The organism is Pedomonas mirosovicensis (assembly GCF_022569295.1).
Lineage (GTDB): Bacteria > Pseudomonadota > Alphaproteobacteria > Sphingomonadales > Sphingomonadaceae > Pedomonas > Pedomonas mirosovicensis.
On sequence record NZ_JAKFIA010000002.1, the window covers coordinates 128,571 to 150,001 of the forward strand.

At 67.2% G+C, this 21,431-nt stretch carries 20 protein-coding genes; 6 read left to right on the forward strand and 14 right to left on the reverse strand.

Features of this window, described 5'->3' with window-relative positions; genetic code table 11:
• Positions 1-170: 170 nt before the first annotated feature.
• The 10 genes from ccoS to L0C21_RS13555 form a co-directional block, all read right to left on the reverse strand.
• Positions 171-335, reverse strand: a complete 165-nt coding sequence (ccoS, locus tag L0C21_RS13510) for a cbb3-type cytochrome oxidase assembly protein CcoS (RefSeq protein WP_259278967.1) — start codon at positions 333-335, stop codon at positions 171-173.
• A complete protein-coding gene (locus L0C21_RS13515) occupies positions 332-2,521 on the reverse strand; it encodes a heavy metal translocating P-type ATPase (RefSeq protein WP_259278968.1) in 2,190 nt (729 codons plus the stop codon). The genes ccoS and L0C21_RS13515 overlap by 4 nt, the downstream gene beginning before the upstream one ends.
• Complete coding sequence (locus tag L0C21_RS13520) at positions 2,518-3,009, reverse strand: FixH family protein (protein ID WP_259278969.1); 492 nt, start codon at positions 3,007-3,009, stop codon at positions 2,518-2,520. Before L0C21_RS13520 ends, L0C21_RS13515 begins: the two co-directional genes overlap by 4 nt.
• 4 nt (positions 3,010-3,013) lie before the next feature.
• Complete coding sequence (ccoG, locus tag L0C21_RS13525; protein ID WP_259278970.1) at positions 3,014-4,465, reverse strand: cytochrome c oxidase accessory protein CcoG; 1,452 nt, start codon at positions 4,463-4,465, stop codon at positions 3,014-3,016.
• A 90-nt stretch (positions 4,466-4,555) separates the two neighbouring features.
• A complete protein-coding gene (gene ccoP, locus L0C21_RS13530) occupies positions 4,556-5,422 on the reverse strand; it encodes a cytochrome-c oxidase, cbb3-type subunit III (RefSeq protein WP_259278971.1) in 867 nt (288 codons plus the stop codon).
• Positions 5,423-5,428: 6 nt separating this feature from the next.
• Positions 5,429-5,581 (reverse strand): cbb3-type cytochrome c oxidase subunit 3, encoded by a 153-nt coding sequence (locus L0C21_RS13535; RefSeq protein WP_259278972.1) that lies wholly within the window; start codon positions 5,579-5,581, stop codon positions 5,429-5,431.
• Positions 5,578-6,324 (reverse strand): cytochrome-c oxidase, cbb3-type subunit II, encoded by a 747-nt coding sequence (gene ccoO, locus L0C21_RS13540; RefSeq protein WP_259278973.1) that lies wholly within the window; start codon positions 6,322-6,324, stop codon positions 5,578-5,580. Before ccoO ends, L0C21_RS13535 begins: the two co-directional genes overlap by 4 nt.
• Positions 6,325-6,337: 13 nt before the next feature.
• A complete protein-coding gene (gene ccoN, locus L0C21_RS13545) occupies positions 6,338-8,014 on the reverse strand; it encodes a cytochrome-c oxidase, cbb3-type subunit I (protein WP_259278974.1) in 1,677 nt (558 codons plus the stop codon).
• 279 nt (positions 8,015-8,293) lie between these two features.
• Entirely contained in the window at positions 8,294-9,460 is a 1,167-nt protein-coding gene (locus tag L0C21_RS13550; protein WP_259278975.1) for an AI-2E family transporter, read from the reverse strand.
• Positions 9,461-9,564: 104 nt separating this feature from the next.
• A complete protein-coding gene (locus L0C21_RS13555) occupies positions 9,565-10,362 on the reverse strand; it encodes an enoyl-CoA hydratase/isomerase family protein (protein ID WP_259278976.1) in 798 nt (265 codons plus the stop codon).
• 365 nt (positions 10,363-10,727) lie between these two features.
• Here L0C21_RS13555 and L0C21_RS13560 point away from each other — a divergent pair, with 365 nt between their 5' ends.
• Together L0C21_RS13560 and L0C21_RS13565 are read left to right on the forward strand one after the other, a co-directional pair.
• On the forward strand, positions 10,728-11,381 hold the full coding sequence (locus L0C21_RS13560; protein ID WP_259278977.1) for an OmpW/AlkL family protein: 654 nt from the start codon (positions 10,728-10,730) through the stop codon (positions 11,379-11,381).
• 155 nt (positions 11,382-11,536) lie between these two features.
• Positions 11,537-12,832, forward strand: a complete 1,296-nt coding sequence (locus L0C21_RS13565; protein ID WP_259278978.1) for an O-acetylhomoserine aminocarboxypropyltransferase/cysteine synthase family protein — start codon at positions 11,537-11,539, stop codon at positions 12,830-12,832.
• Positions 12,833-13,050: 218 nt separating this feature from the next.
• Here L0C21_RS13565 and L0C21_RS13570 read toward each other — a convergent pair whose 3' ends face one another.
• Together L0C21_RS13570 and L0C21_RS13575 are read right to left on the reverse strand one after the other, a co-directional pair.
• The gene (locus tag L0C21_RS13570; protein WP_259278979.1) at positions 13,051-13,176 is read right to left on the reverse strand and encodes a hypothetical protein; all 126 of its coding nucleotides are present in this window, start codon (positions 13,174-13,176) and stop codon (positions 13,051-13,053) included.
• 7 nt (positions 13,177-13,183) lie between these two features.
• Positions 13,184-14,407: an MFS transporter gene (locus L0C21_RS13575; protein WP_259278980.1), complete on the reverse strand. Its 1,224-nt coding sequence runs from the start codon at positions 14,405-14,407 to the stop codon at positions 13,184-13,186.
• Between the two features lie 223 nt (positions 14,408-14,630).
• Here L0C21_RS13575 and L0C21_RS13580 point away from each other — a divergent pair, with 223 nt between their 5' ends.
• Genes L0C21_RS13580 through L0C21_RS13590 form a run of 3 tightly spaced genes read left to right on the forward strand, consistent with a single transcriptional unit; the run spans position 14,631 to position 18,064 of the window.
• Positions 14,631-16,634, forward strand: a complete 2,004-nt coding sequence (locus L0C21_RS13580) for a TonB-dependent siderophore receptor (RefSeq protein WP_259278981.1) — start codon at positions 14,631-14,633, stop codon at positions 16,632-16,634.
• Positions 16,635-16,664: 30 nt separating this feature from the next.
• The gene (locus L0C21_RS13585; protein WP_259278982.1) at positions 16,665-17,840 is read left to right on the forward strand and encodes a PepSY-associated TM helix domain-containing protein; all 1,176 of its coding nucleotides are present in this window, start codon (positions 16,665-16,667) and stop codon (positions 17,838-17,840) included.
• Positions 17,837-18,064, forward strand: coding sequence for a hypothetical protein (locus L0C21_RS13590; protein WP_259278983.1), 228 nt, complete (start codon positions 17,837-17,839; stop codon positions 18,062-18,064). The genes L0C21_RS13585 and L0C21_RS13590 overlap by 4 nt, the downstream gene beginning before the upstream one ends.
• Here L0C21_RS13590 and L0C21_RS13595 read toward each other — a convergent pair.
• The gene (locus tag L0C21_RS13595) at positions 18,052-18,264 is read right to left on the reverse strand and encodes a hypothetical protein (protein ID WP_259278984.1); all 213 of its coding nucleotides are present in this window, start codon (positions 18,262-18,264) and stop codon (positions 18,052-18,054) included. The genes L0C21_RS13590 and L0C21_RS13595 overlap by 13 nt on opposite strands.
• Positions 18,261-19,676, reverse strand: a complete 1,416-nt coding sequence (locus L0C21_RS13600; protein ID WP_259278985.1) for a helix-turn-helix domain-containing protein — start codon at positions 19,674-19,676, stop codon at positions 18,261-18,263. The genes L0C21_RS13595 and L0C21_RS13600 overlap by 4 nt, the downstream gene beginning before the upstream one ends.
• Before the next feature lie 207 nt (positions 19,677-19,883).
• Here L0C21_RS13600 and L0C21_RS13605 point away from each other — a divergent pair, with 207 nt between their 5' ends.
• Positions 19,884-21,416, forward strand: coding sequence for an acyl-CoA carboxylase subunit beta (locus L0C21_RS13605; protein WP_259278986.1), 1,533 nt, complete (start codon positions 19,884-19,886; stop codon positions 21,414-21,416).
• The last annotated feature ends 15 nt before the right edge of the window (positions 21,417-21,431 follow it).

A 21,431-nucleotide genomic window follows, 5' to 3' on the forward strand; every position in this document is an offset into this window, starting at 1 on the left:
CTGCGCCAATGTTTTTGCGGCTGCCTTGCGCTCGATCAATTTTCCATCAGGCAGGGGCGCTAATCTTCGCACCGTCAGCGGACAGTCCAGCTGACAACGCGCCACGTCGCCTGTCGCTGGCGCGCACCTTGGCGCGGAGGCCTTTGAGGGGGAGGCTTCCGCGCCCCTTTTCAGTGCCCGGTGTGGGCGGGGCGGTCGTCATCACTGGCCAGGATGCGAAGGGCAGAGCCCTCTGGGTCGTCATATTGGCGGGAGCGCAGGGTCCACAAAAACAGGCCCAGCCAGAGCAGGCCCATGGCGAGCGCCAGAATGATGAGCAGCGGAAGGCCGGTCATGCGCCTGTTCCTTTCACGCGCCAGCTGAGGCGCAGGGCGTTGCCGATGACGAGGATGGACGAACCGGACATGGCAATGGCAGCGATGAGCGGCGTCACATAACCCAGCATGGCCAGCGGTACGGCAACGACGTTGTAGCCGATGGCAAGGCCGATGTTCTGCCGCACGAGGCGGCGGGCGTGCCGGGCGACAGCGATGGTCGTCGGCACGGCCATGAGCCCCTCGCCCAGAAACACGAAATCCGCCGCCGCCTGCCCCACATCACTGGCGCTGGAGGGCGCCATGGAGACGTAGCCCGCAGCCAGGGCCGGGCCGTCGTTGAGACCATCGCCCACCACCAACACCTTGTGGCTGCGCTGCTGGCGAGACTGGATTTCCGCGACTTTTTCGGCCGGGCTGCACCTGGCCCGCCAGTCGGCGATGCCGACCTCTCGCGCCACACGATCGACTACGCGGGCGTGATCGCCGGAGAGGATCGAGGTGCCGAGCCCCAGACGCCTAAGCCGCCTGATGGCCGCCGCCGCATCCGGGCGCAGCTGATCGCAAAAGCCGATACGCACCGGTGCAAGGCCGGGGCGGGAGAAGGCGATTTCCGGGCCGTCGCCGAGGCGGTCGGCGGTTTCCGCTCCCACCCAGTCCGGCCGCCCGAGACGGACGACGCCGCCCGGCACATCCGCCTCCAGCCCGGCCCCGGCGATTTCCCGCACGACTGCCAGCGGCGCCGGCGCAATGCCGAGCAGGCGCAGCTCGGCAGCAAGCGCACGGGAGAGCGGGTGCGTGCTGCGCTCGGCCAGGGCCAGCGCCAGCGCCCGATCTTCCGGCACCAGCGGAATTTCGCCCGCCACCGTCGGGCGGCCGAGGGTGAGGGTGCCGGTTTTATCGAGCACGGCGAGGTCTGCCTCCGCCATGCGCTCCAGCGCCGAACCGTCCTTCACCAGCACGCCCCGGCGCATGAGGAGGGTGGAGGTCAGCACCTGCACGGCAGGCACCGCCAGCCCCAGCGCACACGGGCAGGTGATGATGAGCACGGCAACGGCGGTCATGACCGCCTGATGCCAGTCCCCGCCCGCCAGCCACCAGCCGATGCCGGTGAGGGCGGCAAGCGAATGGACGACCGGCGCATAGGAGCGCGAGACGCGATCGGCGAGGCGCACGTAAGAAGCCCGGCCCTGCTCCGCCGCCTCCATGAGGCGGACGAGATCGGCCATGAAGGTGCTCTGCCCGGCGGCGGTGACGCGGATGGTGATCGCCGCATCCAGCGCCAGCGTGCCCGCCAAGACCGTGCCCCCCGCGCCCGCCACCTCCGGCACGCTTTCGCCGGTGACGAGGGCACGATCCATCATCGCCGTGCCGGTGAGAACGACGCCATCGACCGGCACCCGCTCGCCCGCCGCGACGAGAACGCTCATGCCCGGCGCAATTTCGGAAATGGGGCGAAATTCGGTGTTCCCATCTTCCTGCAGCACGGTTGCGCCGCGCGGCATCTGCTTCAAGAGCTGGGCGACGCCCGCGCGGGCGCGATCGCGCATGGCGCTGTCGAGCGCGCGGCCGATGAGGAGGAAAAACAAGAGCGATACCGCGCCGTCGAAATAGGCGTGGGGGCCATGGGTCAGCGTTTCGTAAAGGCTCATCGCCGCCGTGAGCAGCACGCCGATGGAAATGGGCACGTCCATATTGGCGCGGCCGTGGCGCAGCGCGCCCCAGGCGGATTTGAAAAACGGCCGCCCCGCATAGGCGATGGCCGGCAGGGCAATGAGTGCGGAAATGGCGTGGAACAGATCGCGCGTTGCCGCCTCCGCCCCCGACCAGACGGAGATGGAGAGCAGCATGATGTTCATGGCGGCAAAGCCCGCCACCGCCATGCAGCGGATAAGGCCTTGCGTGGCGCTTTTGCCCTCTGCCTCGGCGGTGTCCTCCGGCGCGAAGGGCCGCGCCTCGAACCCCAGCCCCGCGACGGTTTCAACAATTCTCTCGGGCGCAAGCACGCCGTCGTGCCATTCGACCGAGAGGCGGCGGGTGGAGAAATTCACCCGCGCGGTTTTCACGCCGGGAAGCCGGCGCACCGCCCCTTCGATGCGGCTGATGCAGTTGGCGCAGTGGATGCCGGGCACGTGGAGATCGATGCGGCGCAGGCCCTCCCGCTCGGTGGTCCAGAGGTCAAGCGCGCTGGCGGTGGAGGCGGTCATGATGCATTGCCTCCGCTGACGAACAGGCGCTCGCTCACGAGGACGATGCGGCCTTCCGCTTCAAGCCGGATATCCGCATCCCACTGGCCGCGCGGAATGAGGTCTTCCGCGACATAACGGCCGGGGGCGGCCTCGCGCAGGTCGAGCCAGCGGGTGAGGCTGGCGCGGAACGGGTGGATGAGATGGACGCGCACCCGCGCCCCTGCAAGCGGCTCGCCCGCCGCATTGCGGGCGGCAACCACCAGGCGGCCGCCCTTCACGCTTGCCGTGGCGGACCAGCCGAGCGCCGCCTGCGCTTTGCCCTGCGCGATCCACGTGTTGAAATCCTGATTGGCCACATAGCCGTTGGCGACGACCGCGCCGGAGAAGGTTCTGCTCGCCAGCGTCGCCATGGTGAAATTGACGGCCATGACGACCGCGAACATGGCGCAGAGAATGAGCGCGAGGCGGCGGCCGGTGAACGGGCGGGGGTGGGTGCTCGTGGTCATGGCATTATCTTTCGGGTCCATCGAAGCGGGTTTCCTGCATGGCAACCGCGCCGCCTTCCGCGCGGGCGATGAAGCGGATGTCGGCCGTGCCTTCGGGCAGGCTTGCAGGCGCGGCGCGCACGTAAATCTGGCGGGCCTCCGTCTGGTCCGGCCCGACGGTGATGCGGAGCGCGGGCGCGGCCATGCTTTCGGTGGCGTGGCTGTCCCACATCACAGCGCCCGGCAGACCTTCCAGCGTGAGGGTGAAGGTGCGCGGGCGGGCTTCCATGTTGAGGAGTTTCAGGGTGTAGCCGTTGCGGACCGAGCCGTCCGACAGCTGCACGTAGAGCGGATTGCGCTGGCGGCTGATGGAGAGGTCCAGCCGCTCGCGGGTGAGGAGCGATGCCAGCATGGCAAGGCCGATGAGCGCCCAGACGCCGGTGTAAACAAACGTGCGCGGGCGGACGACCGACTTCCATTTGGGCGGCAGCGCCTCGCCCGCTGCTTCCTGCCGGTCGCGCTTTTCGGTGGTGTAGTCGATAAGGCCACGCGGACGGCCGAGCTTGCCCATGATGTCGTTGCAGGCATCGATGCACAGGGCGCAGGTGATGCAGCCGATCTGCGGGCCGTTGCGAATATCGATGCCGGTAGGGCAGACGGCGACGCAGGCGTTGCAGTCAACGCAATCCCCGGTTTTTCCGCCGTCTTGCGCCGCCTTTTTCACGCCCCTGGTGCGAGGCTCGCCGCGCCACGCCTTGTAGGTGACGATGAGGGAATTTTCATCGAGCATGGCGGACTGGATGCGCGGCCACGGGCACATGTAGGTGCACACCTGCTCGCGCAAGAGGCCGCCGAACACGTAGGTGGTGGCGGTGAGCACGGCGACGGTAGCGTAGGCGACGCTGGGGGCGTCGCCCGTGAACAGATTTTTCACCAGCGTCGGCGCGTCGGCAAAATAGAGGATGAAAAACCCGCCCGTCGCCACGGCGATGATGAGCCACGAAAGATGCACGGCAAGGCGCTTGAAAATCTTCTCCGACCCCCACGGCGCGCGGTCCAGCTTCATCCGCGCGTTGCGATCTCCCTCGATCACACGCTCGACCGCCATGAACAGATCGGTCCAGACGGTTTGCGGGCAGGCATAGCCGCACCATGCCCGCCCGACCGTGGAGGTGATGAGAAACAGGCCGATGCCCGCCATGACCAGCAGCCCGGCGACGTAATAGAATTCCTGGGGCCAGATTTCGATAGGGCCCAGATAAAACCGGCGGTGGGCAAGATCGATGAGCAGGAACTGCTTGGGCGCGAAGGGTCCGCGATCCCACCGCAGCCAAGGCAGCAGGTAATAGACCGCGAGCGCCACCGTGAGGATGGTCCACTTAAGGCGGCGAAAGGTGCCGTGGACGGATTGCGGGTATACCTTCGCCCGCCCCTTGAAGAGGCGGGGCTCCGGCGCTGGGGCGGGGGACTGTGACATGGGACAGGCCTTACGCTTCACGAACACGGCCCACATTGATCCAGCGCAAGGGCGGGTGGACCCGGCCCGCCCTTGCGCGCAGCCCCGGCGCTATTCGCCGCCGCCGAGGCTGTGGACGTAAACCGCCAGCTGCTTGACCGTGACCGGCTCCAGACGTCCACCCCACGCGGGCATGACGCCGAAGCGCGCGTTGGTGACGGTTTCCATGATGCTGGCGGTATCGCCGCCGTAGAGCCAGATGGCATCCGTGAGGTTGGGCGCGCCCACCTCGCGCATCCCCTCGCCCGCCGCGCCGTGGCAGCTGACGCAGTTGTCGGCGAAGACAGCCGCGCCGCGGCGGCTGGAGTCGCTGGGCTTTTCCTGGCGGGAGAGGACGCGCACGAAGGCAGTAACGTCGCGGATCTGGCTGGCGTCCAAGAGCCCGTCGCGCCCGAAGGCGGGCATTTGCGACATGTGCGTGTCCCCATCCGCCTCGAACCGGATGCCGTGGCGGATGGTCTGGTGAATGGCGGTAAGATCCCCGCCCCACAGCCAGTCGTCGTCGTTGAGGTTGGGATAGCCCTTGCCGCCCGCAGCGCCCGAGCCGTGGCACTGGGCGCAGTAAACCTTGAAGGCCGAGCGCCCGCCCTCGACCGCAAAGCTCATCAGCTTTTCGTTTTGCGGGATCTGCTCGATGGGCGTGGCCTCGATGGCGGCGAGAATATCCGCCCGCCCGGCGTCCACCGCCCTCAGCTCCGCCGCCAGTTCGCTGCGGCTCGACCAGCCGAAGGAGCCGCGGCTGGCGCCGTCCCACAGGGGGATGGCGGGGTAGACGATGCAGTAGCCCACGGCCCAAATCATGGTGCCGAACAGCAGGTAGAGCCACCAGCGCGGCAGGGGCTTGTCGTACTCGCGGATGCCGTCCCACTCGTGCCCGGTGGTGGGCAGGCCGTCTTCGGTGTGCTTGTGCTCTGTCATGGAACTCTAGTCCTCATCGCGCAGGGGCAGGTGGCGCAGGGCCTCGTGGGTGCGCTTCGCGCCGGGGCGGAACGTCCAGCCAATGGCGGCGAGGAAGAACACCAGCAAACCCACCAGCCCCCAGCTGTCGGCGAAATGGCGGAAGGCTTCGTAGCTCATCGTGCACCCCGCTCGTTTTCCTCGGCCTGCACGTAGGTGGAGAAATCGACCAGCGTGCCGAGCATCTGGAGATAGGCGACGACCGCATCCATTTCCGTGAGCCTGGCGGGATCACCATCGAAGGCGCGCACCTGCGCCTTGGGATAGCGCTGCTGAAGGCTCTCCACGTCCGCATCGGGGTCGGCCTGCGCGTAAATATCCGCCAGCGCTTTTTCGATGTCCTCCTCCGTATAGGGCACGCCCGCCGCCTTGTTGGCCTTGAGGCTGGCGGCGATGTTCTTGGTGTTCAGCTCTTTTTCCGCAAGAAAGGCGTAGCCCGGCATGATGGATTCAGGGACCACCGAGCGCGGGTCCTTCAGGTGCTGGACGTGCCATTCATCCGAATAGCGGCCGCCGACGCGCGCCAAATCCGGCCCGGTGCGCTTGGAGCCCCACTGGAAGGGCCGGTCGTACATGCTCTCGGCGGCCAGGCTGTAGTGGCCGTAGCGCTCGATCTCGTCGCGGAAGGGGCGGATCATCTGCGAGTGGCAGGCATAGCAGCCCTCGCGGATGTAAATATCGCGCCCAGCCAGCTCCAAGGGCGTGTAGGGGCGCACCCCTTCCACCTTCTCGATGGTGTTCTGCACGTAGAACAGCGGCGCGATCTCGACGATGCCGCCGACGGTGACGACGAGCAGCGACAGGACGAACAGGAGCGTCGCGTTGCGCTCGATGACGCTGTGATTGAATTTTTTAAAACGCATGGGGTGTCTCCAATCACTCGGCCGCGACAGGCTGGGAGAGCGGGCGCGCCGCCTTGGGGCCGAGCGGCACGTCGCGCGCGGGGTCGTATTCCGGCATCCGGGCGAAAGGCTCTTCCGCGCGCAGATCACCCCGGATGGTGCGCCACACGTTGACGACCATCAGCACGCCGCCCGCAAGGTAAAGGACGCCGCCCAAAGCGCGGATGACGTAGAACACCCAGGTGGCATCGACGATTTCCGCAAAGCCGTAGACCAGGAAGCCGTCCGCATTGTACTCGCGCCACATCAGGCCCTGCATGATGCCCGCCACCCACAGGGAGGCGACGTAAAGAACGATGCCGAGCGTCGCGCTCCAGAAGTGCCAGTTGACCATGCGGATGGAATAAAGCCGCTCGCGGTTCCACAGGCGCGGCACCAGGAAATAGATGGCCGCGAAGATAATCATGCCGTTCCAGCCCAAAGCGCCGCCGTGGACGTGTCCGACGGTCCACTCGGTATAGTGGCTGAGGGAATTGACGGTCTTGATGGACATCATCGGCCCCTCGAAGGTGGCCATGCCGTAGAAGGCCAGCGCGAGGACCATCATGCGGATGATGGGGTCCGTGCGGATCTTGTCCCACGCGCCTTCCAGCGTCATCAGCAGGTTGATCATGCCGCCCCAGCTCGGCACCCACAGCATGATGGAGAAGACCATGCCGAGCGTCTGCGCCCAGTCGGGCAGCGCGGTGTAGTGCAGGTGGTGGGGCCCCGCCCAGATGTACATGAAGGCGAGCGCCCAGAAGTGGATGATGGAGAGGCGATAGGAATAGACCGGCCGCTCCGCCTGCTTGGGCACGAAATAATAGGCCATGCCGAGGAAGCTGACGGTGAGGAAGAAGCCGACCGCATTGTGGCCGTACCACCACTGGGTGAGCGCATCCTGCACGCCCGCGAACAGCGAATAGCTCTTGCCCGACCAGCCCGCCGGAATGGCCAGGTTGTTGACGATGTGCAGCATCGCGATGGTGACGATGAAGGAGAGGTAGAACCAGTTGGCCACATAGATGTGCGGCTCACTGCGGCGCAGGATGGTGCCGAGGTAGACCGCGAGGTACGCCACCCACACGATGGCGAGCCAGAGGTCGGCGTACCATTCGGGCTCGGCATATTCGCGCGACTGGGTGATGCCGAGCACGTAGCCCGATGCCGCCAGCACGAGGAACAGCTGGTAGCCCCAGAACACGAACCAGGCGAGGTTGCCGAAGGCAAGCCGCGCGCGGCAGGTGCGCTGCACCACATAGAACGAGGTGGCGATGAGCGCGTTGCCGCAGAAGGCGAAGATGACCGCCGAGGTGTGCACCGGGCGCAGGCGCCCGAAGGTGAAGTATTCCCCGAAGTTCAGCGCCGGGAAGGCCATCTGGAGCGCGACGAACAGGCCCGCCGCAAAACCCACCACCGCCCAGAACACGGTGGCGATGACCCCGGCCCGCACCACGTCGTCCTGATAGCGGGAGAGGTCCGGTGCCTCGCGGATGGCCGAGCCATCGGGCGCGAATTTCATCGACCGGATGGTGAGGCCGATGGCGAAGAAACACGCCGCCATGACGATGAAGCCGTGAACCGCATAGGCCGGTTCCACCGCCTTCGCCGTGGCAATGAGCGCGATGAGCGCCACCACCAGATAGAGTGGAATTTTTATCGCAGAACTCATGGGTGAAAATCCTTGCCCGACTACCCCGCACGTATCGTCCCGCTATGGGAGGCGGGGCGGAGCCGGGCATTGATCCAGATCAAACGGGGCTGGGCCGCGTCCCCCTGTCGCGGGCCGTTCGGTGGGCCGATTGTTTTTTACCTATTGACGGCAGGCATGAAGTTGGGTTATTGCCAATATCGATTGTGTTTTGACGATGGAGAGGACGGCGTGACGGGAGCGGGGCCAGATACGGGGGCGATCAAGGCGAAGGCGGCGGCGCTTTGCGCGCTGGCCGGGCTATGCCTTGTCCTCCGGGTTTTCCTCCTGCGGCTTTTCCGGCCGGGTGTGGCGTTGCACGCCCGCGATGTCGCGTTCGTCGCTCAGCAGCAGGGCAACAGGGCGCAGCGCCGGAACCTGGGCGAACACGATGATGAGCAGCACGGTCATGGGGACGGCGACGAGCGCGCCGGCCATGCCCCAGATCCACGTCCACAGCAGGAGGGCGATGAGAATAATCAGCGGCGAGATGGCCAGCTGGCGGCCGAGCACCTTGGGGTCGACGTAGTTGCCGATGATCTGCTCGATGACGAGGAGGCCGCCGGCGACGAGCAGGGCCGTGGTGGTATCCTGGGTGAAGGCGACATAAAGGACCGGCAGGATGCCGGCGATGATCGAGCCGACCGTGGGCACGAAGTTGAGGAGGAAGGCGAGCAGGCCCCACACCAGCAGCAGCCGGATGCCGAAGAGGGCAAGGTAGCCGGCGTAAAGCGCGCCGGTCGCGAGCCCCAGCAGGGTGCGGGTGAGGAAATAGTGGCGGAAACGCTGGCCGATGGCGGTGACGGCTGCGCCCCAGCGATCGTGCCCGCCGCTGATGCTGAGGAGCTTGCCGCGCCACGTGCCGGCCTCGGCCAGCATCAGCAGCACGAGGAAGAGCACCAGCACCAGGCCGGTGACAAGGGAGGTGAGCGCGGAGAGCAGGCCCGTGGCGTAGGAGGCCAGCGCCTCCATGCCCCGGCTCAGGCTGCCGGCGACCTGCTCCTGCCCGCCCAGCAGCTGGGTAAGGCCGGATTTTCCCGCCAGCGCCATGACCTGCTGGCGCAGCGGGCCGGAGGCCTGCGGAATCTCCCCCAGCACCTGCCGGGCGGCCAGCGCCAGCCCGCCCACCAGAAGGGCGAGGATGAGGAGAACCAGCGCCAGAGCCGCCAGGTTGCCAAGCCAGCGCAGGCGGCCGGGCACGCGGGCCTGCACCCAGCCGCTGACCGGCCAGACGCTGATCGCCACCACGACCGCCACGGCCACGGGCAGCGTGACGGAAACCGTGGCGCGCAGGGTCCAGGCCAGCGCGAGGGTGAGCAGCAGCCCCAGCATCCACACCCACGCGCGGGAGCCAGCCTGAGGCGGCCTGTTCTGCGGCGGCCTGTTCTGCAGCGGGCTGGCGGCGCCTGCCGGTGGGTGTCCTGCCATGGCGTGTTCTCCCCCAGTCCTTGCGCGGATAGGCCAGGGACAGAACGGGCGGCCTCGCGCCCCTGTTCCGGGTGCGGGCGGATGGACGGCGGACGACGCGCCGCTCAGGCGTCGCTGAAATCCGGCTGGCGCTTCTCCAGGCGGGCGCGGATGGCCTCGATGAAATCCTCCTGCGCCGCGCACAGGCCCAGCATCTCCGCCTCCAGCGCCAGCTGCTCCTCCGCCGTGCGGTGGAGGGACTGGCGCAACAGCGCCTTCATGCCCCGCAGCGCCACCGGCGGCGTTGCCGCCAGCTGGGCCGCGATCACCGCCGTGCGCTTCTCCAGCGTCGCATCGGGCACCACCCAGGTGACGAGGCCGTAGCGCTCCGCCTGGGCAGCATCGAGCCGCTCGCCGAGCAAGCAGAGCCGCAGCGCCCGCGCCAGCCCCAGCTTGCGCGGCAGATGCCAGGACTCGCCGTGGTCCGCCGTGTGGGCCTGCTTGATCTGGGGCGCGGAAAAGCGCGACGTCTCGGCGGCGATGACAAGATCGGCCGCCGCAACGAACTGAAGCGCCGCCCCGGTGACATGCCCGCGGGTGCTGACCAGCACCGGCTGGGGCACCTGATGCAGCGCCAGGAACAGGGGCGCGGCGACCTGCCCGGCAACCTCGCGCACCATGGCCGCGCGGGCAGGCGCGGGCGCGCGGAGGAGCGCCGCCGCATCCCGCAGATCCGCGCCTTCGCAGAAGTGGCGGCCATTGCCGCGCAGCACCACGACGCGGGTCTCCTCGTCTTCCCGCAGAGCCCGGAACAGGGCGGTGAGACCCTGGGCCATGGCGGGGGTGACGACATTGCCGGCCTCGGGCCGGTTGAGGGTGATCCTGAGGATGCCGTTCTCCCGCTCGACCGCCAGCCCGTCCATGCTTCAACGCTCCATCGCCACCAGATCCGGCCAGCACGCAGCCACCCCGCCGGGAGACGCAAGGGCATCCCCGTGAACTTTGGAACTGGAATAACGTGAAACAAGGCAAGCAGATGCACGCCCGGCATGAGAGATGGCGGTGAAGACCGAGTGTTTTCGCCAGCCTGGTTTTTGCAAAGGCGCAGAAGCGCGAGACTCAAGGGAGCCCCGCCCCCCTTTAAGCCCCCTTCGATTCCACGAGCGCACCCGGTCAAACCCGCGCCCGAATTTTTTTCACACGACCTGCGCGAGAATTGCGCCGGATCAATTCCTTGCGCGGGCGAGCCCGCCACAAAGCGCCCACCAACCCTGGCGGGAGCAAGACCATGAACATGAAACTGATGACGTGCGCGGCCCTGATCGGCGCCCTGGCGGCCACGCCCACCCACGCCGAGGCGGGGGACTGGCTGCTGCGGCTTCGCGGCATCTGGGTGGCGCCGAACGACAGCTCCTCGGGCATCCGCCCCGCCTTCCCCGGCGACCGGGTGGGCGTGACGAGCGCGGTGATGCCGGAATTCGACGTGACCTATTTCGTGGCGAAACACGTGGGGCTGGAGCTCATCCTCGCCACCACCAAGCACGACGTGAACGGCAAGCGCGGCCTCAGCGGCCTTGGGGAAGTGGCGGACGCCTGGGCGCTGCCGCCGACGCTGACCGCGCAGTACCACTTCGCGCCCGATGCCAAAGTGCGCCCCTATGTGGGCATCGGCCTCAACTACACCCTGTTCTACGGCGAGGACGCCGGCAACGCGCTGAACGCCGCCATCGGCCGCACGAAGGTGACGCTGGATGACAGCTTCGGCCTTGCCCTGCAGGCGGGCGTGGACGTGGACGTGACGGAGACGATCTTCCTCAACCTCGATGTGAAATACATCGACATGGACACCACGGCGAGGCTCCAAACCGGGGCTCTGGTGAACACGGTGGATGTCAGCCTCGATCCGATCATCGTGGGCGTCGGCATCGGAATGCGCTTCTAACGCCCGCATTTCCGGCGATCGGCTCGCAGATCCACCGCGCCGCCTTGAGCCTCCGGGGCCTTGCTCCGGGGGCTCAGGCCATGCCGGGCGGTTGACAGATTATTGCGCGTCGACCTAGGGATGGTTCGATTTGGAAAATTCATAACGAGGTCGAGATGCCCAATAATTCCAAACTTCGCCCCGAGACGCTGGCCGTGCACGCGGGCTGGCGGGCCGACCCGGCAACGGGCGCGGTGGCCGTGCCGATCTACCAGACCACCTCCTACCAGTTTCGCGATACGGAGCACGCCGCCAACCTGTTCGCCCTTAAAGAGCTGGGCAACATCTACACCCGCCTCGGCAACCCGACGGTGGATGTGCTGGAGCAGCGGGTGGCAGCGCTGGAAGGCGGCGTTGCCGCCGTCGCCACGGCCTCGGGCCAGGCGGCCTCCACCTACTCCGTGCTGAACCTGGCAAAAGCCGGAGACAACATCGTCAGCTCGACCAACCTTTACGGCGGCACCTGGAACCTGTGGGCGAACACGCTGAAGGATTTGGGAATAGAAGTGCGGCTTGTGGACCCCGCCGACCCGGAGAACTTCCGCCGCGCAACGGACGAGCGCACCCGCGCCTACTACGCCGAGAGCCTGCCCAACCCCAAGCTGAACGTGTTCCCCATTGCGGAGGTGGCCGCCATCGGCCGGGAGTTCGGCGTGCCGCTGATCGTCGACAACACCGCCGCGCCCATCCTCCTCCGCCCGCTGGAACACGGCGCGGCGATCGTTGTTTATTCCGCCACCAAATACCTCGGCGGGCACGGCACCTCCATCGGCGGGCTGATCGTTGACGGCGGCACTTTCGACTGGGCGGCCCACAAGGAGCGCCAGCCCATGCTGAACACGCCGGACCCCAGCTACCACGGCGCGATCTGGACCGAAGCCACCAAGGACATGGGGCCGGTCGCCTACATCATCCGCGTTCGCACCAACCTCCTGCGCGACATCGGGGCCGCCCTCTCCCCCTTCAACGCCTTCCAGCTGATCCAGGGCATCGAGACCCTGCCGCTCCGCATGCAGCGCCACTGCGAGAACGCCGCCGCAGTCGCCGGCTGGCTCGCCAAGCACCCCAAGGTCACCAAGGTCATCCACCCCTCGCAGCAGACGGGGCGCGAGCGCGCGCTGGCCGACAAATACCTGCAGGGCGGATACGGCAGCCTTGTCGGCTTTGAACTGGAGGGCGGGCTGGAAGCGGGCCGCCGCTTCATCGATGCGCTCAAGCTGTTCTATCACGTCGCCAACATCGGCGACGCGCGGAGTCTGGCCATCCACCCGGCCTCGACCACCCACTCCCAGCTGAGCGCCGAGGAACAACTCGCAACCGGCGTGACGCCCGGCTACGTGCGCCTCTCCATCGGCATCGAGCACATCGACGACATCCTCGCCGATCTGGACGCGGCGCTTGCGGCAGCGTGAGGGGGCGAACTAGGGTTTCATGCAGGGGTCCTGGACCCCTGCCCCCCTTCGTTTTCAGGGCTGCGTGCGGGAGATCGGGCGCGGCCCTTTTCTGATCGCCGGATTTATCGGGGTGCGCCTGGGGCAAGCTATGGGCGCGCAAGGAAGGGCGCGGCCCGAATAACGAATGGGGGCGCGGGGGACCGAGGCCCCCCGCAAAAACCCCTCCTGCTCAAAAATCACATGCAGAACGCGACGAGGGAATTCCACGCCACGAGCAGGCCGTTCTTCAGCCACAGCGCGCAGCCGAGAAGCACGAGCGCGAGCCCGGCGAGGAGGAAGGCGAGGTGGACGCGGCCGTTCATGCCGCCATCACTCCGCGGGCCTGAGACGCGCGACGGGCGTTTCGCGGATGGGCAGGTGGATGAGGGCGGCGAGGATGCCGAAGAGAATGGCGGTGATCCAGGCGGCATCGTAGGAGCCGAGGAGGTCGTAGGCGTAGCCCGCCGCCCACGCGCCGAAGAAGCTGCCCACCTGGTGGCTGAGGAAGACGATGCCGAAGAGCGTCGAGAGGTAGCGCATGCCGAACATGGCCCCGACGAGGCCGCTGGTGAGCGGCACGGTGCCGAGCCAGAGGAAGCCCATGGCGGCGGCAAAGGCGAGCGCCGAGGCCTGCGAGACCGGCACGAGCAGGAAGGCGAGGATGACGAGCGAGCGGACGAAGTAGATGCCCGCCAGCAGGTGGTTCTTCGGCCAGCGCCCGCCCCACACGCCAAAGAGGTAGGACCCGAAGATGTTGAACAGGCCGACAAGCGCCAGCGCCATGGCCCCGGTGCTGGCCGGCAGGCCGGAGTCGCGCAGATAGGCGGGCAGGTGCGTGCCGATGAAGGCAAGGTGCAGGCCGCAGACGAAGAAGCCGGCAACGAGCAGCAAATAGTCCCGGTGGGAGCCTGCCTCGCGCAGCGCCTCGCCCATGGACTGGGCGCGGGCGGGGCCGTGGCCTTCCTGCGGCTTGCCGGCGACGCCCAGCGCCAGCGCGATGGCCACCGCCATCACCGCCGCCAGCGCCATGAAGGCCATGCGCCAGCCCAGCTCCCCGATGAGCGCCTGGGCGCCCGGCACGACGAGGAACTGGCCGAGCGAGCCGCCCGCCGTGGTGATGCCGAAGGCAAGGGCGCGCTGGCGCTCGGGCACCACGCGGCCGACCGCGCCCAGAAGCACGACGAAGGTGGTGGAGGAGAGCGCCACGCCGACCATGAGACCGAGGGAGAGGTGCAGGCCCCACGCGCTGCCGATGTGGGCGGCGAGCAGCAGCCCCGCGCTGTAGAGAACCGCGCCCGCGGCAACGAGGCGGCCCGCGCCATGCCGGTCCGCCAGCGCGCCGATGAAGGGCTGGGCCAGCCCCCAGAGCAGGTTCTGAATGGCGATGGCCATGCCGAAGGCTTCGCGCCCGCTGCCCAGATCGAGGCTGACCGGCTGGAGGAACAGGCCGAAGCTCTGGCGCACGCCCATGCTGAGGGTGACGATGATGGCCGCACAGGCCACGGTAATCCATGCCATGCGGGCAGATGTGCCGGGGATTGCCTGCTGCTGCATCCTGTTCTCTCCGAGGCGTCGGGGCAGATAGGTAGGGCCTCTATCATACGATCGCGCGCCCTTGAGGGAAACGGGCGACCGGGCGCAAAACCGGCAACCAACTGTTTCTGCGCCGGAAACCGAACCGGCCGGCCGGGATTCATTTCGGGCCGGGAGTCGATTTACTATTGCGACACATTCTCATTATTGATAGTCGGGCCGCAGTTGATACACCGAGGTACCGATGCAGCGACCCCTGACCCTTGCCCTTCTGCTTTCCACCGCCCTGGCGCCGGCCGCCCTGGCCGAAGCCGCCGATGCGGGCCCCCGGACAGAAGACATCATCGTCACCGGCAACACCACGGCCGCCACCAAGACCGAGACGCCGCTCATCGAGATTCCCCAATCGGTCACGCTGATCGACGCGCGCCGGCTGGAGGACCGCCGGCCGCAGACGCTGAACCAGGCGCTGGCCTATACGCCGGGCGTGAACGTGGGCAACTACGGGTTCGACACGCGCTACGACGCCTTTTTCATCCGCGGCTTCCAGGCCACCTACACGGGCGTGTTCCGCGATGGCCTGCGCCAGCTGAACAGCCCCTCCGGCCTGTTCCGCAACGAGCCCTATGGGCTTGAGAGCCTGACGGTGGTGCGCGGCCCGGCCTCCGTGCTCTATGGGGCCAGCGGCGCGGGCGGCCTTGTGGACGTTCGCAGCAAGCGGCCGACGGATGCGCCCTTCTATGAGGTGGAAGGGATCATCGGCAACCACGACCGGTATCAGGTGAACGCCGACCTCTCCGGCCCGCTGACCGCGAACGGCAGCCTCAGCTACCGCCTGACGGGCGTTGCCCGCGACAGCGGCACGCAGCTGGAAGGCTACCCGGACAACCGCTATTTCATCGCCCCCGCGCTGCGCTTCGCGCCGAGCGAGGACACGTCCATCACCCTCCTTGGCGAATATATGAAGTCCAAGACCGGGGCGAGCGCGGTCTATTACAACGATGCCAACGGCATCACCGATCTCTGGTCGAGCGACCCGCGCTTCAACGACTTCGACCACGAGCAGTGGCGCGTGGGCTATGAGGCGGAGCACCGGTTCAGCGATGCCGTGAAGGTGCGGCAGAACCTGCGCTACACCGACATCCACGCCCACCTGGACTATGGCTTCGTGATCGACCCCGCCTCGACGCCGGTGACGCGCGGCTCAGGCGTTGCCATCGACGACAACCACTCCTTCAACATCGACAACCAGGCGCAGGTGGATTTCACCACCGGCATCTTCACCCACCGGGTGCTGGTCGGCTTCGATTACAACAACGTGAAGTACCACACGGCCGAGGGCTACGGCAGCATTCCCGCCACCGGCGCGGTGCCCGAACCGGCGACCAGCCCGACCGCCCGCCAGAGCTTCGACCAGACCGGGCTCTACGCGCAGGATCAGATCAAAGCCGGGCCGCTTGGCATCGTCGCCGGCATCCGCCACGACTGGCTCGATGCCCGCACGCAAAAGCCGGGCGCCGACGAGATAAAGCAGGACGACAAGGCGCTGACGGGCCGCGTCGGCGTGACCTGGGATTTCGGCAACGGGCTGGTGCCCTACGCCAACTGGTCGTCCTCGTTCGAGCCGAACATCGGCCTCCTCGTTGACGACACGCCCGCCCAGCCCACCAAGGCCAAGCAGGTGGAAGCAGGCCTGAAATACCAGTTCCCCGGCAACCGGGCGCTGCTGAGCGCCGCCGTGTTCCAGATCAAGCAGAAGAACGGCGTGGTGTTCGATGCCTCCAGCGGCATCAACGAGCAGGTACAATTCGACCTGCGCTCGCGCGGGCTTGAGCTGGAAGCCTCGGTGCGGCTGGCCGAAGGGCTCGATCTGACCGCCGCCTACGCCTACACCGACATGGAAATCCGCCGCGGCGCGGCCGGCACGGCGGGCAAGACGCTCTCGGCGACGCCCAAGCACAGCGCCTCGGTGTGGGCCGACTACGCCTTCGCCGGCACCGGGCTCGGCCTTGGGGGCGGCGTGCGCTACTTCGGCAAGAGCTACGGCAACGACCTCAACACCATCCGCAACGACGACCGGGCGTTCGTGGATGCCGTCGTCCACTACAGCGTGCCGTCCATCGCCGGCCTGCGCCTGCAGCTGAACGCCTACAACCTGTTCGACAGCGAGCCGGTGACCTGCGCGGCGGGCTACTGCTACCGGAGCGAGGGCCGCACGGTGCTCGGCAGCGTTCGTTACCGGTTCTAGGCGCGGCGCCAGCGACAGGGAGGCAGAGGCATGACCCACAGGACAATCCGCATCTGGGCCTGGGTTCACAAGTGGACCAGCCTTATCTGCACCCTCTTCCTCCTGATGCTGTGCATCACGGGCCTGCCGCTCATCTTCCACCACGAAATCGAGGACGCGTTCGACAACGGCCCGCCCTTCGCAACAGCCGCGCAGGACGCCCCGCCCGCCAGCCTCGACGCCATGGTGGCCAAGGCGCGCGCCATCGCGCCCGATCATGTGGTGAGCGGCGTCTACCTCAACCCCGACCGGCCGGAGGTGATGGTGTTCATGCCGCCCAGCTGGCAGGCGGTGGTGGAGCGGCCGTTCGACACGCTGTTCGCCACCTTTGACGCGGTGAGCGGCATCGAGCGCGGCCGCACCGGCAGCGAGCCCAACCAGGCGGCCGGCTTCCTCGACCTGATGCTGCGGCTGCACGTGGACATGTTCATGCTGCTGCCGGGCCAGCTGTTCCTCGGCCTCATGGGCCTCCTGTTTCTAGCGGCCATCGTCTCGGGCGTGGTGCTCTATGGCCCCTTCACCCGGCGGCTGGAGTTCGGCGCGGTGCGGAAAACCCGCTCCCCCCGCACCAAGTGGCTCGACCTGCATAATTTGCTCGGCATCGTCACCCTCGCCTGGGCGAGCGTCGTCGGCTTCACCGGCGCGCTCAACGAGCTGTCGCTTCCGCTCTACCAGAACTACATCGCCAAGGATGTCGGCGCCGTCATCGCGCCGTGGCAGGGCGAGGAGCCGCCGGCGCCCGGCCGGCTGGCCTCGGTCGACACGGTGGTCGCCAACGTCTCCAAGGCCCTGCCGGACATGCAGGTGACCTTCGTCAGCTTCCCCGGCAACCCGTTCGGCTCCCCCCACCATTATTTCGTGTGGACCGACGGCCGCTCGGCGCTGGAATCCCGCCTGCAAACCACCGTGCTGGTGGAGGCAACGACCGGCGAGGTCAGCTCCATCCTCCCCATGCCCTGGTATATCCGGGCGATCGAGGTGAGCCGCCCGCTCCACTTCGGCGACTACGGCGGGCTGCCGCTCAAAATCATCTGGGCGCTGTTCGATATCGCCACCATCGTGGTGCTCGGCAGCGGGCTTTACCTGTGGCTGAAGCGGAGCCGTTCCGCCACCGCCGCCCGCCCGCAGGCAGCCGCCGCCGCACCGGCGCTGGAGACCCTGGCATGAAGACGAAACCCGACCCCCGCCGTCAATGGACCTGGCCCATTGCGCTGGCCGCGCTCACCATCGTCGGCCTCGTCGCCGCGCTGCTCGGCGAAGGCGGCCTTTGGTGGCCCGCCTCGTGGATTGCCCTGTCGCTGCCGCTTATCGTTGCCCTGCGCCACGCCCTGCGGCCGGCCCGCTCGCCAGATGCCAGGCAGGCACGGGCACAGCGCGATCACGCTGCGTAGGCGACCCCAAGCCGTTCGGCAACGAGAAGCAGCCGCTTGTCCCGCGTCCAGAGCCGTGACCCCGGCGAGAGAAGGACGGAGGCGATCAGAGGGGCGTCGGCATAGCCGATGCCGCGCCCAAACAGCTGGCTGGCGTTGATGGGGGAGAGAACCTCGTCATCCCTGGCGCTGATGGTATATGGCCGATCGTAGCCGGTCACTCGAACCGGTAGGGCACAACGTTGCGGTTGTGCAGGTCGATGAGGGTGCGGCGGTCAGCGGGCGGGAAGGCGCGCTGGGCGCAGTTGGTTCTGGGGCAGATGCGGCACGAGGCCCCGATGGGCGTTACCGCCGTGCTGCCCTCCAGCTTGTCGGCATAGACGAACTGGGAGGCGTAGGCGGCCTCGCAGCCCAGCGCCACGGCATAGCGGCGCGCGGGCTTCAAAAAGCTGCCGGACCGCTTGATGATGCCGCGCGCCATGCAGACGTAGCGCACGCCATCGGGCATTTCGATGAGCTGCACCTTGATCTCCCCCGGCAGGGCGACGGCCTCGTGCGCCACCCACAGCGGGCAGGTGCCGCCATAGCGGGCGAACTGGAGGCGGGTGGCCGAGTGGCGCTTGGTGATGTTGCCCGCCATGTCCACCCGCACGAAGAAGAAGGGCACGCCGCGCGCGCCCGGCCGTTGCAGGTTGGAGAGGCGGTGGCACACCTGCTCGAAGCTGGTGCCGAACTGCTGCTGCAGCTGCTCCACATCGTGCCGCAGCAACCGCGCCGCCTCGATGAAGCGGCCATAGGGCATGAGGAGCGCGCCCGCCGCATAGTTGGCAAGGCCGACGCGCAGGATCTGGCGGGCATCTTCCGTCCTGAGCGGCGCTTCGGCGGCGATGGCCTCGATGATCGGGGCGAACTCAACGAGGGCCAGCTGGTGAGCGATGAGAAACGCGCGGCTGTCCGGGCTGAGGTTGGCATCGATAACCACCTCCCGCCGCGCGGGATCGAACCGGCGCATGGTGGGATCATCCGGCGCGGCGGCCTGCAGGCGCACGGCAATGCCGTGCCGCTCCCGCAAGAGCCGCTCCAGCTGGGGGCCGAGCACGCCGCCGGGGTTGTCCAGCGTCTGGGCGAGGCTTTCGGCCGCCTCGTCCAGCTCGCCCACATAGTTGTCGCGGTAGTGGAAATAGTCCCGCACCTCTTCCCACGGCAGCAGGTGACCATCCGGCCGGTTGGCGGTGATCGCCTCATCCATGGTTTGCAGCCGTTCGTTCAGCTGGCGGTAGGCCTGATGCAAAACAGCGAAACTGCGCGCCAAGTTCGGGGCCTGGCTGACGGTGCGCTTGATCTCCTGCACGCCCGGCATGTGGCCGGCGAACAGAGGGTCGGCCAGCGCCTCGCGCAGGTCTGCCGCAAGGCGCGAGGCCTCGTCCTGCGCGAACTCGGAGAGATCAACCGCGAACTCCCGCCCCAGCGCCAGCAAAACCGCCACGGTGATGGGGCGCACATCCGTTTCCATCTGGCTGAGGTAGCTGACGGAAACGCCAAGCCGGGCGGCGAACGCCCCCTGGGAGAGATCGTGCCGCTCCCGCACCGCGCGCAGGCGGCTGCCCGCAAAGATCTTGTCTGCCCGGCCCATGGCGCCAGCCTTCGCAAAGTGAGAATTTGCGAAACAGCATAGCCTCGGTTTCGCAACTTGGCCAGTTTTTGCGTGCCAGAGGCCCCGGCCGGGCGCTATCGAACCGAAGACCTTCGCGCGCCGTTGTTCGCAAAGCGGGGATGTTGCCCCACATTCCATCGCAGGCGAACACGCCGCCCAACGCTCACGATGCCGGATTTCACAATCATGCCAGAGATCATTGCCGAACTGGAACGCCGCAGAGCCGCCGCCCGCCTCGGGGGCGGCCAGAAGCGGATCGACGCCCAGCACGCCAAGGGCCGCCTGACGGCGCGGGAGCGCATCGACCTGCTGCTCGACCCCGCTACCTTTGAAGAAGTCGACATGTACGTTGAGCACAACTGCATCGACTTCGGCATGGCGGAGCAGAAGATCCCCGGCGATGGCGTCGTCACCGGCTCGGGCACCATCAACGGCCGCCTCGTCTACGTGTTCAGCCAGGACTTCACCGTGTTCGGCGGCTCGCTCTCCGAGCGGCACGCGCAGAAGATCTGCAAGATCATGGACATGGCGATGAAGGTGGGCGCACCGGTCATCGGCCTCAACGACTCCGGCGGCGCGCGCATTCAGGAAGGCGTCGCCTCGCTCGGCGGCTATGCCGAGGTGTTCCAGCGCAACGTGCTGGCCTCGGGCGTCGTCCCGCAGCTTTCGGTCATCATGGGGCCGTGCGCGGGCGGCGCGGTCTACTCGCCCGCCATGACCGACTTCATCTTCATGGTGAAGGACAGCAGCTACATGTTCGTGACCGGCCCCGACGTGGTGAAGACCGTGACCGCCGAGGTGGTGAGCCAGGAAGAGCTGGGCGGGGCCAGCACCCATACCGTCAAATCCGGCGTTGCCGACCTTGCCTGCGAGAACGACGTGGAGGCCATCCACCAGGTGCGCCGCTTCTTCGATTTCCTGCCGCTCAACAACCGGCAGGAGGTGCCGTTCCGCCCCACCAGCGACGACGGCGAGCGGCTGGAGATGAGCCTCGACACCCTGGTGCCGCCCAACCCGAACAAGCCCTACGACATCAAGGAGCTGATCGTTAAGGTCTGCGACGAGGGCGACTTCTTCGAGCTTCAGCCGAACCACGCGGGCAACATCGTCATCGGCTTCGGGCGGATCGAGGGGCGCACGGTTGGTTTTGTCGCCAACCAGCCGATGGTGCTGGCCGGGTGCCTCGACATCAACTCGTCGAAAAAAGCTGCCCGCTTCGTGCGCTTCTGCGATGCGTTCAATATTCCGATTGTGACCTTCGTCGACGTGCCGGGCTTCCTCCCCGGCGTCGCGCAGGAGCACAACGGCATCATCAAGCATGGCGCGAAGCTGTTGTTCGCCTATGCGGAAGCCACGGTGCCGAAGATCACGGTCATCACCCGCAAGGCCTATGGCGGCGCTTATGACGTGATGGCCTCCAAGCACCTGCGCGGCGACCTCAACTACGCCTGGCCGACCGCCGAGATCGCGGTGATGGGCGCAAAAGGCGCGGTCGAGATCATCTTCCGCAAGGACATTGGCGATGCCGAAAAAATCGCCGAGCGCACGCGGGAATATGAGGAGCGGTTCGCCAACCCGTTCGTGGCGGCGAGCAAGGGCTTCATCGATGAAGTGATCATGCCTCACTCCACCCGCCGACGCATCGCCATCGGGCTTCGCAAGCTGCGGAACAAGCAGCTGGAGAACCCGTGGAAAAAGCACGACAACATTCCGCTGTAAGCGGGGAGAGAGACC

Bases quoted from the DNA above. Each gene is read 5' to 3' on its own strand.
- L0C21_RS13515 (WP_259278968.1), bottom strand. From the start codon at position 2,521: ATGACCGCCTCCACCGCCAGCGCGCTTGACCTCTGGACCACCGAGCGG.
- L0C21_RS13585 (WP_259278982.1), top strand. From the start codon at position 16,665: ATGACCCACAGGACAATCCGCATCTGGGCCTGGGTTCACAAGTGGACC.
- L0C21_RS13560 (WP_259278977.1), top strand. From the start codon at position 10,728: ATGAACATGAAACTGATGACGTGCGCGGCCCTGATCGGCGCCCTGGCG.
- L0C21_RS13600 (WP_259278985.1), bottom strand. From the start codon at position 19,676: ATGGGCCGGGCAGACAAGATCTTTGCGGGCAGCCGCCTGCGCGCGGTG.
- L0C21_RS13550 (WP_259278975.1), bottom strand. From the start codon at position 9,460: ATGGCAGGACACCCACCGGCAGGCGCCGCCAGCCCGCTGCAGAACAGG.
- L0C21_RS13570 (WP_259278979.1), bottom strand. From the start codon at position 13,176: ATGAACGGCCGCGTCCACCTCGCCTTCCTCCTCGCCGGGCTCGCGCTC.
- ccoN (WP_259278974.1), bottom strand. From the start codon at position 8,014: ATGAGTTCTGCGATAAAAATTCCACTCTATCTGGTGGTGGCGCTCATC.
- L0C21_RS13520 (WP_259278969.1), bottom strand. From the start codon at position 3,009: ATGACCACGAGCACCCACCCCCGCCCGTTCACCGGCCGCCGCCTCGCG.
- ccoP (WP_259278971.1), bottom strand. From the start codon at position 5,422: ATGACAGAGCACAAGCACACCGAAGACGGCCTGCCCACCACCGGGCAC.
- L0C21_RS13590 (WP_259278983.1), top strand. From the start codon at position 17,837: ATGAAGACGAAACCCGACCCCCGCCGTCAATGGACCTGGCCCATTGCG.
- L0C21_RS13580 (WP_259278981.1), top strand. From the start codon at position 14,631: ATGCAGCGACCCCTGACCCTTGCCCTTCTGCTTTCCACCGCCCTGGCG.
- ccoG (WP_259278970.1), bottom strand. From the start codon at position 4,465: ATGTCACAGTCCCCCGCCCCAGCGCCGGAGCCCCGCCTCTTCAAGGGG.
- ccoO (WP_259278973.1), bottom strand. From the start codon at position 6,324: ATGCGTTTTAAAAAATTCAATCACAGCGTCATCGAGCGCAACGCGACG.
- L0C21_RS13565 (WP_259278978.1), top strand. From the start codon at position 11,537: ATGCCCAATAATTCCAAACTTCGCCCCGAGACGCTGGCCGTGCACGCG.
- L0C21_RS13535 (WP_259278972.1), bottom strand. From the start codon at position 5,581: ATGAGCTACGAAGCCTTCCGCCATTTCGCCGACAGCTGGGGGCTGGTG.
- L0C21_RS13605 (WP_259278986.1), top strand. From the start codon at position 19,884: ATGCCAGAGATCATTGCCGAACTGGAACGCCGCAGAGCCGCCGCCCGC.
- L0C21_RS13555 (WP_259278976.1), bottom strand. From the start codon at position 10,362: ATGGACGGGCTGGCGGTCGAGCGGGAGAACGGCATCCTCAGGATCACC.
- ccoS (WP_259278967.1), bottom strand. From the start codon at position 335: ATGACCGGCCTTCCGCTGCTCATCATTCTGGCGCTCGCCATGGGCCTG.
- L0C21_RS13575 (WP_259278980.1), bottom strand. From the start codon at position 14,407: ATGCAGCAGCAGGCAATCCCCGGCACATCTGCCCGCATGGCATGGATT.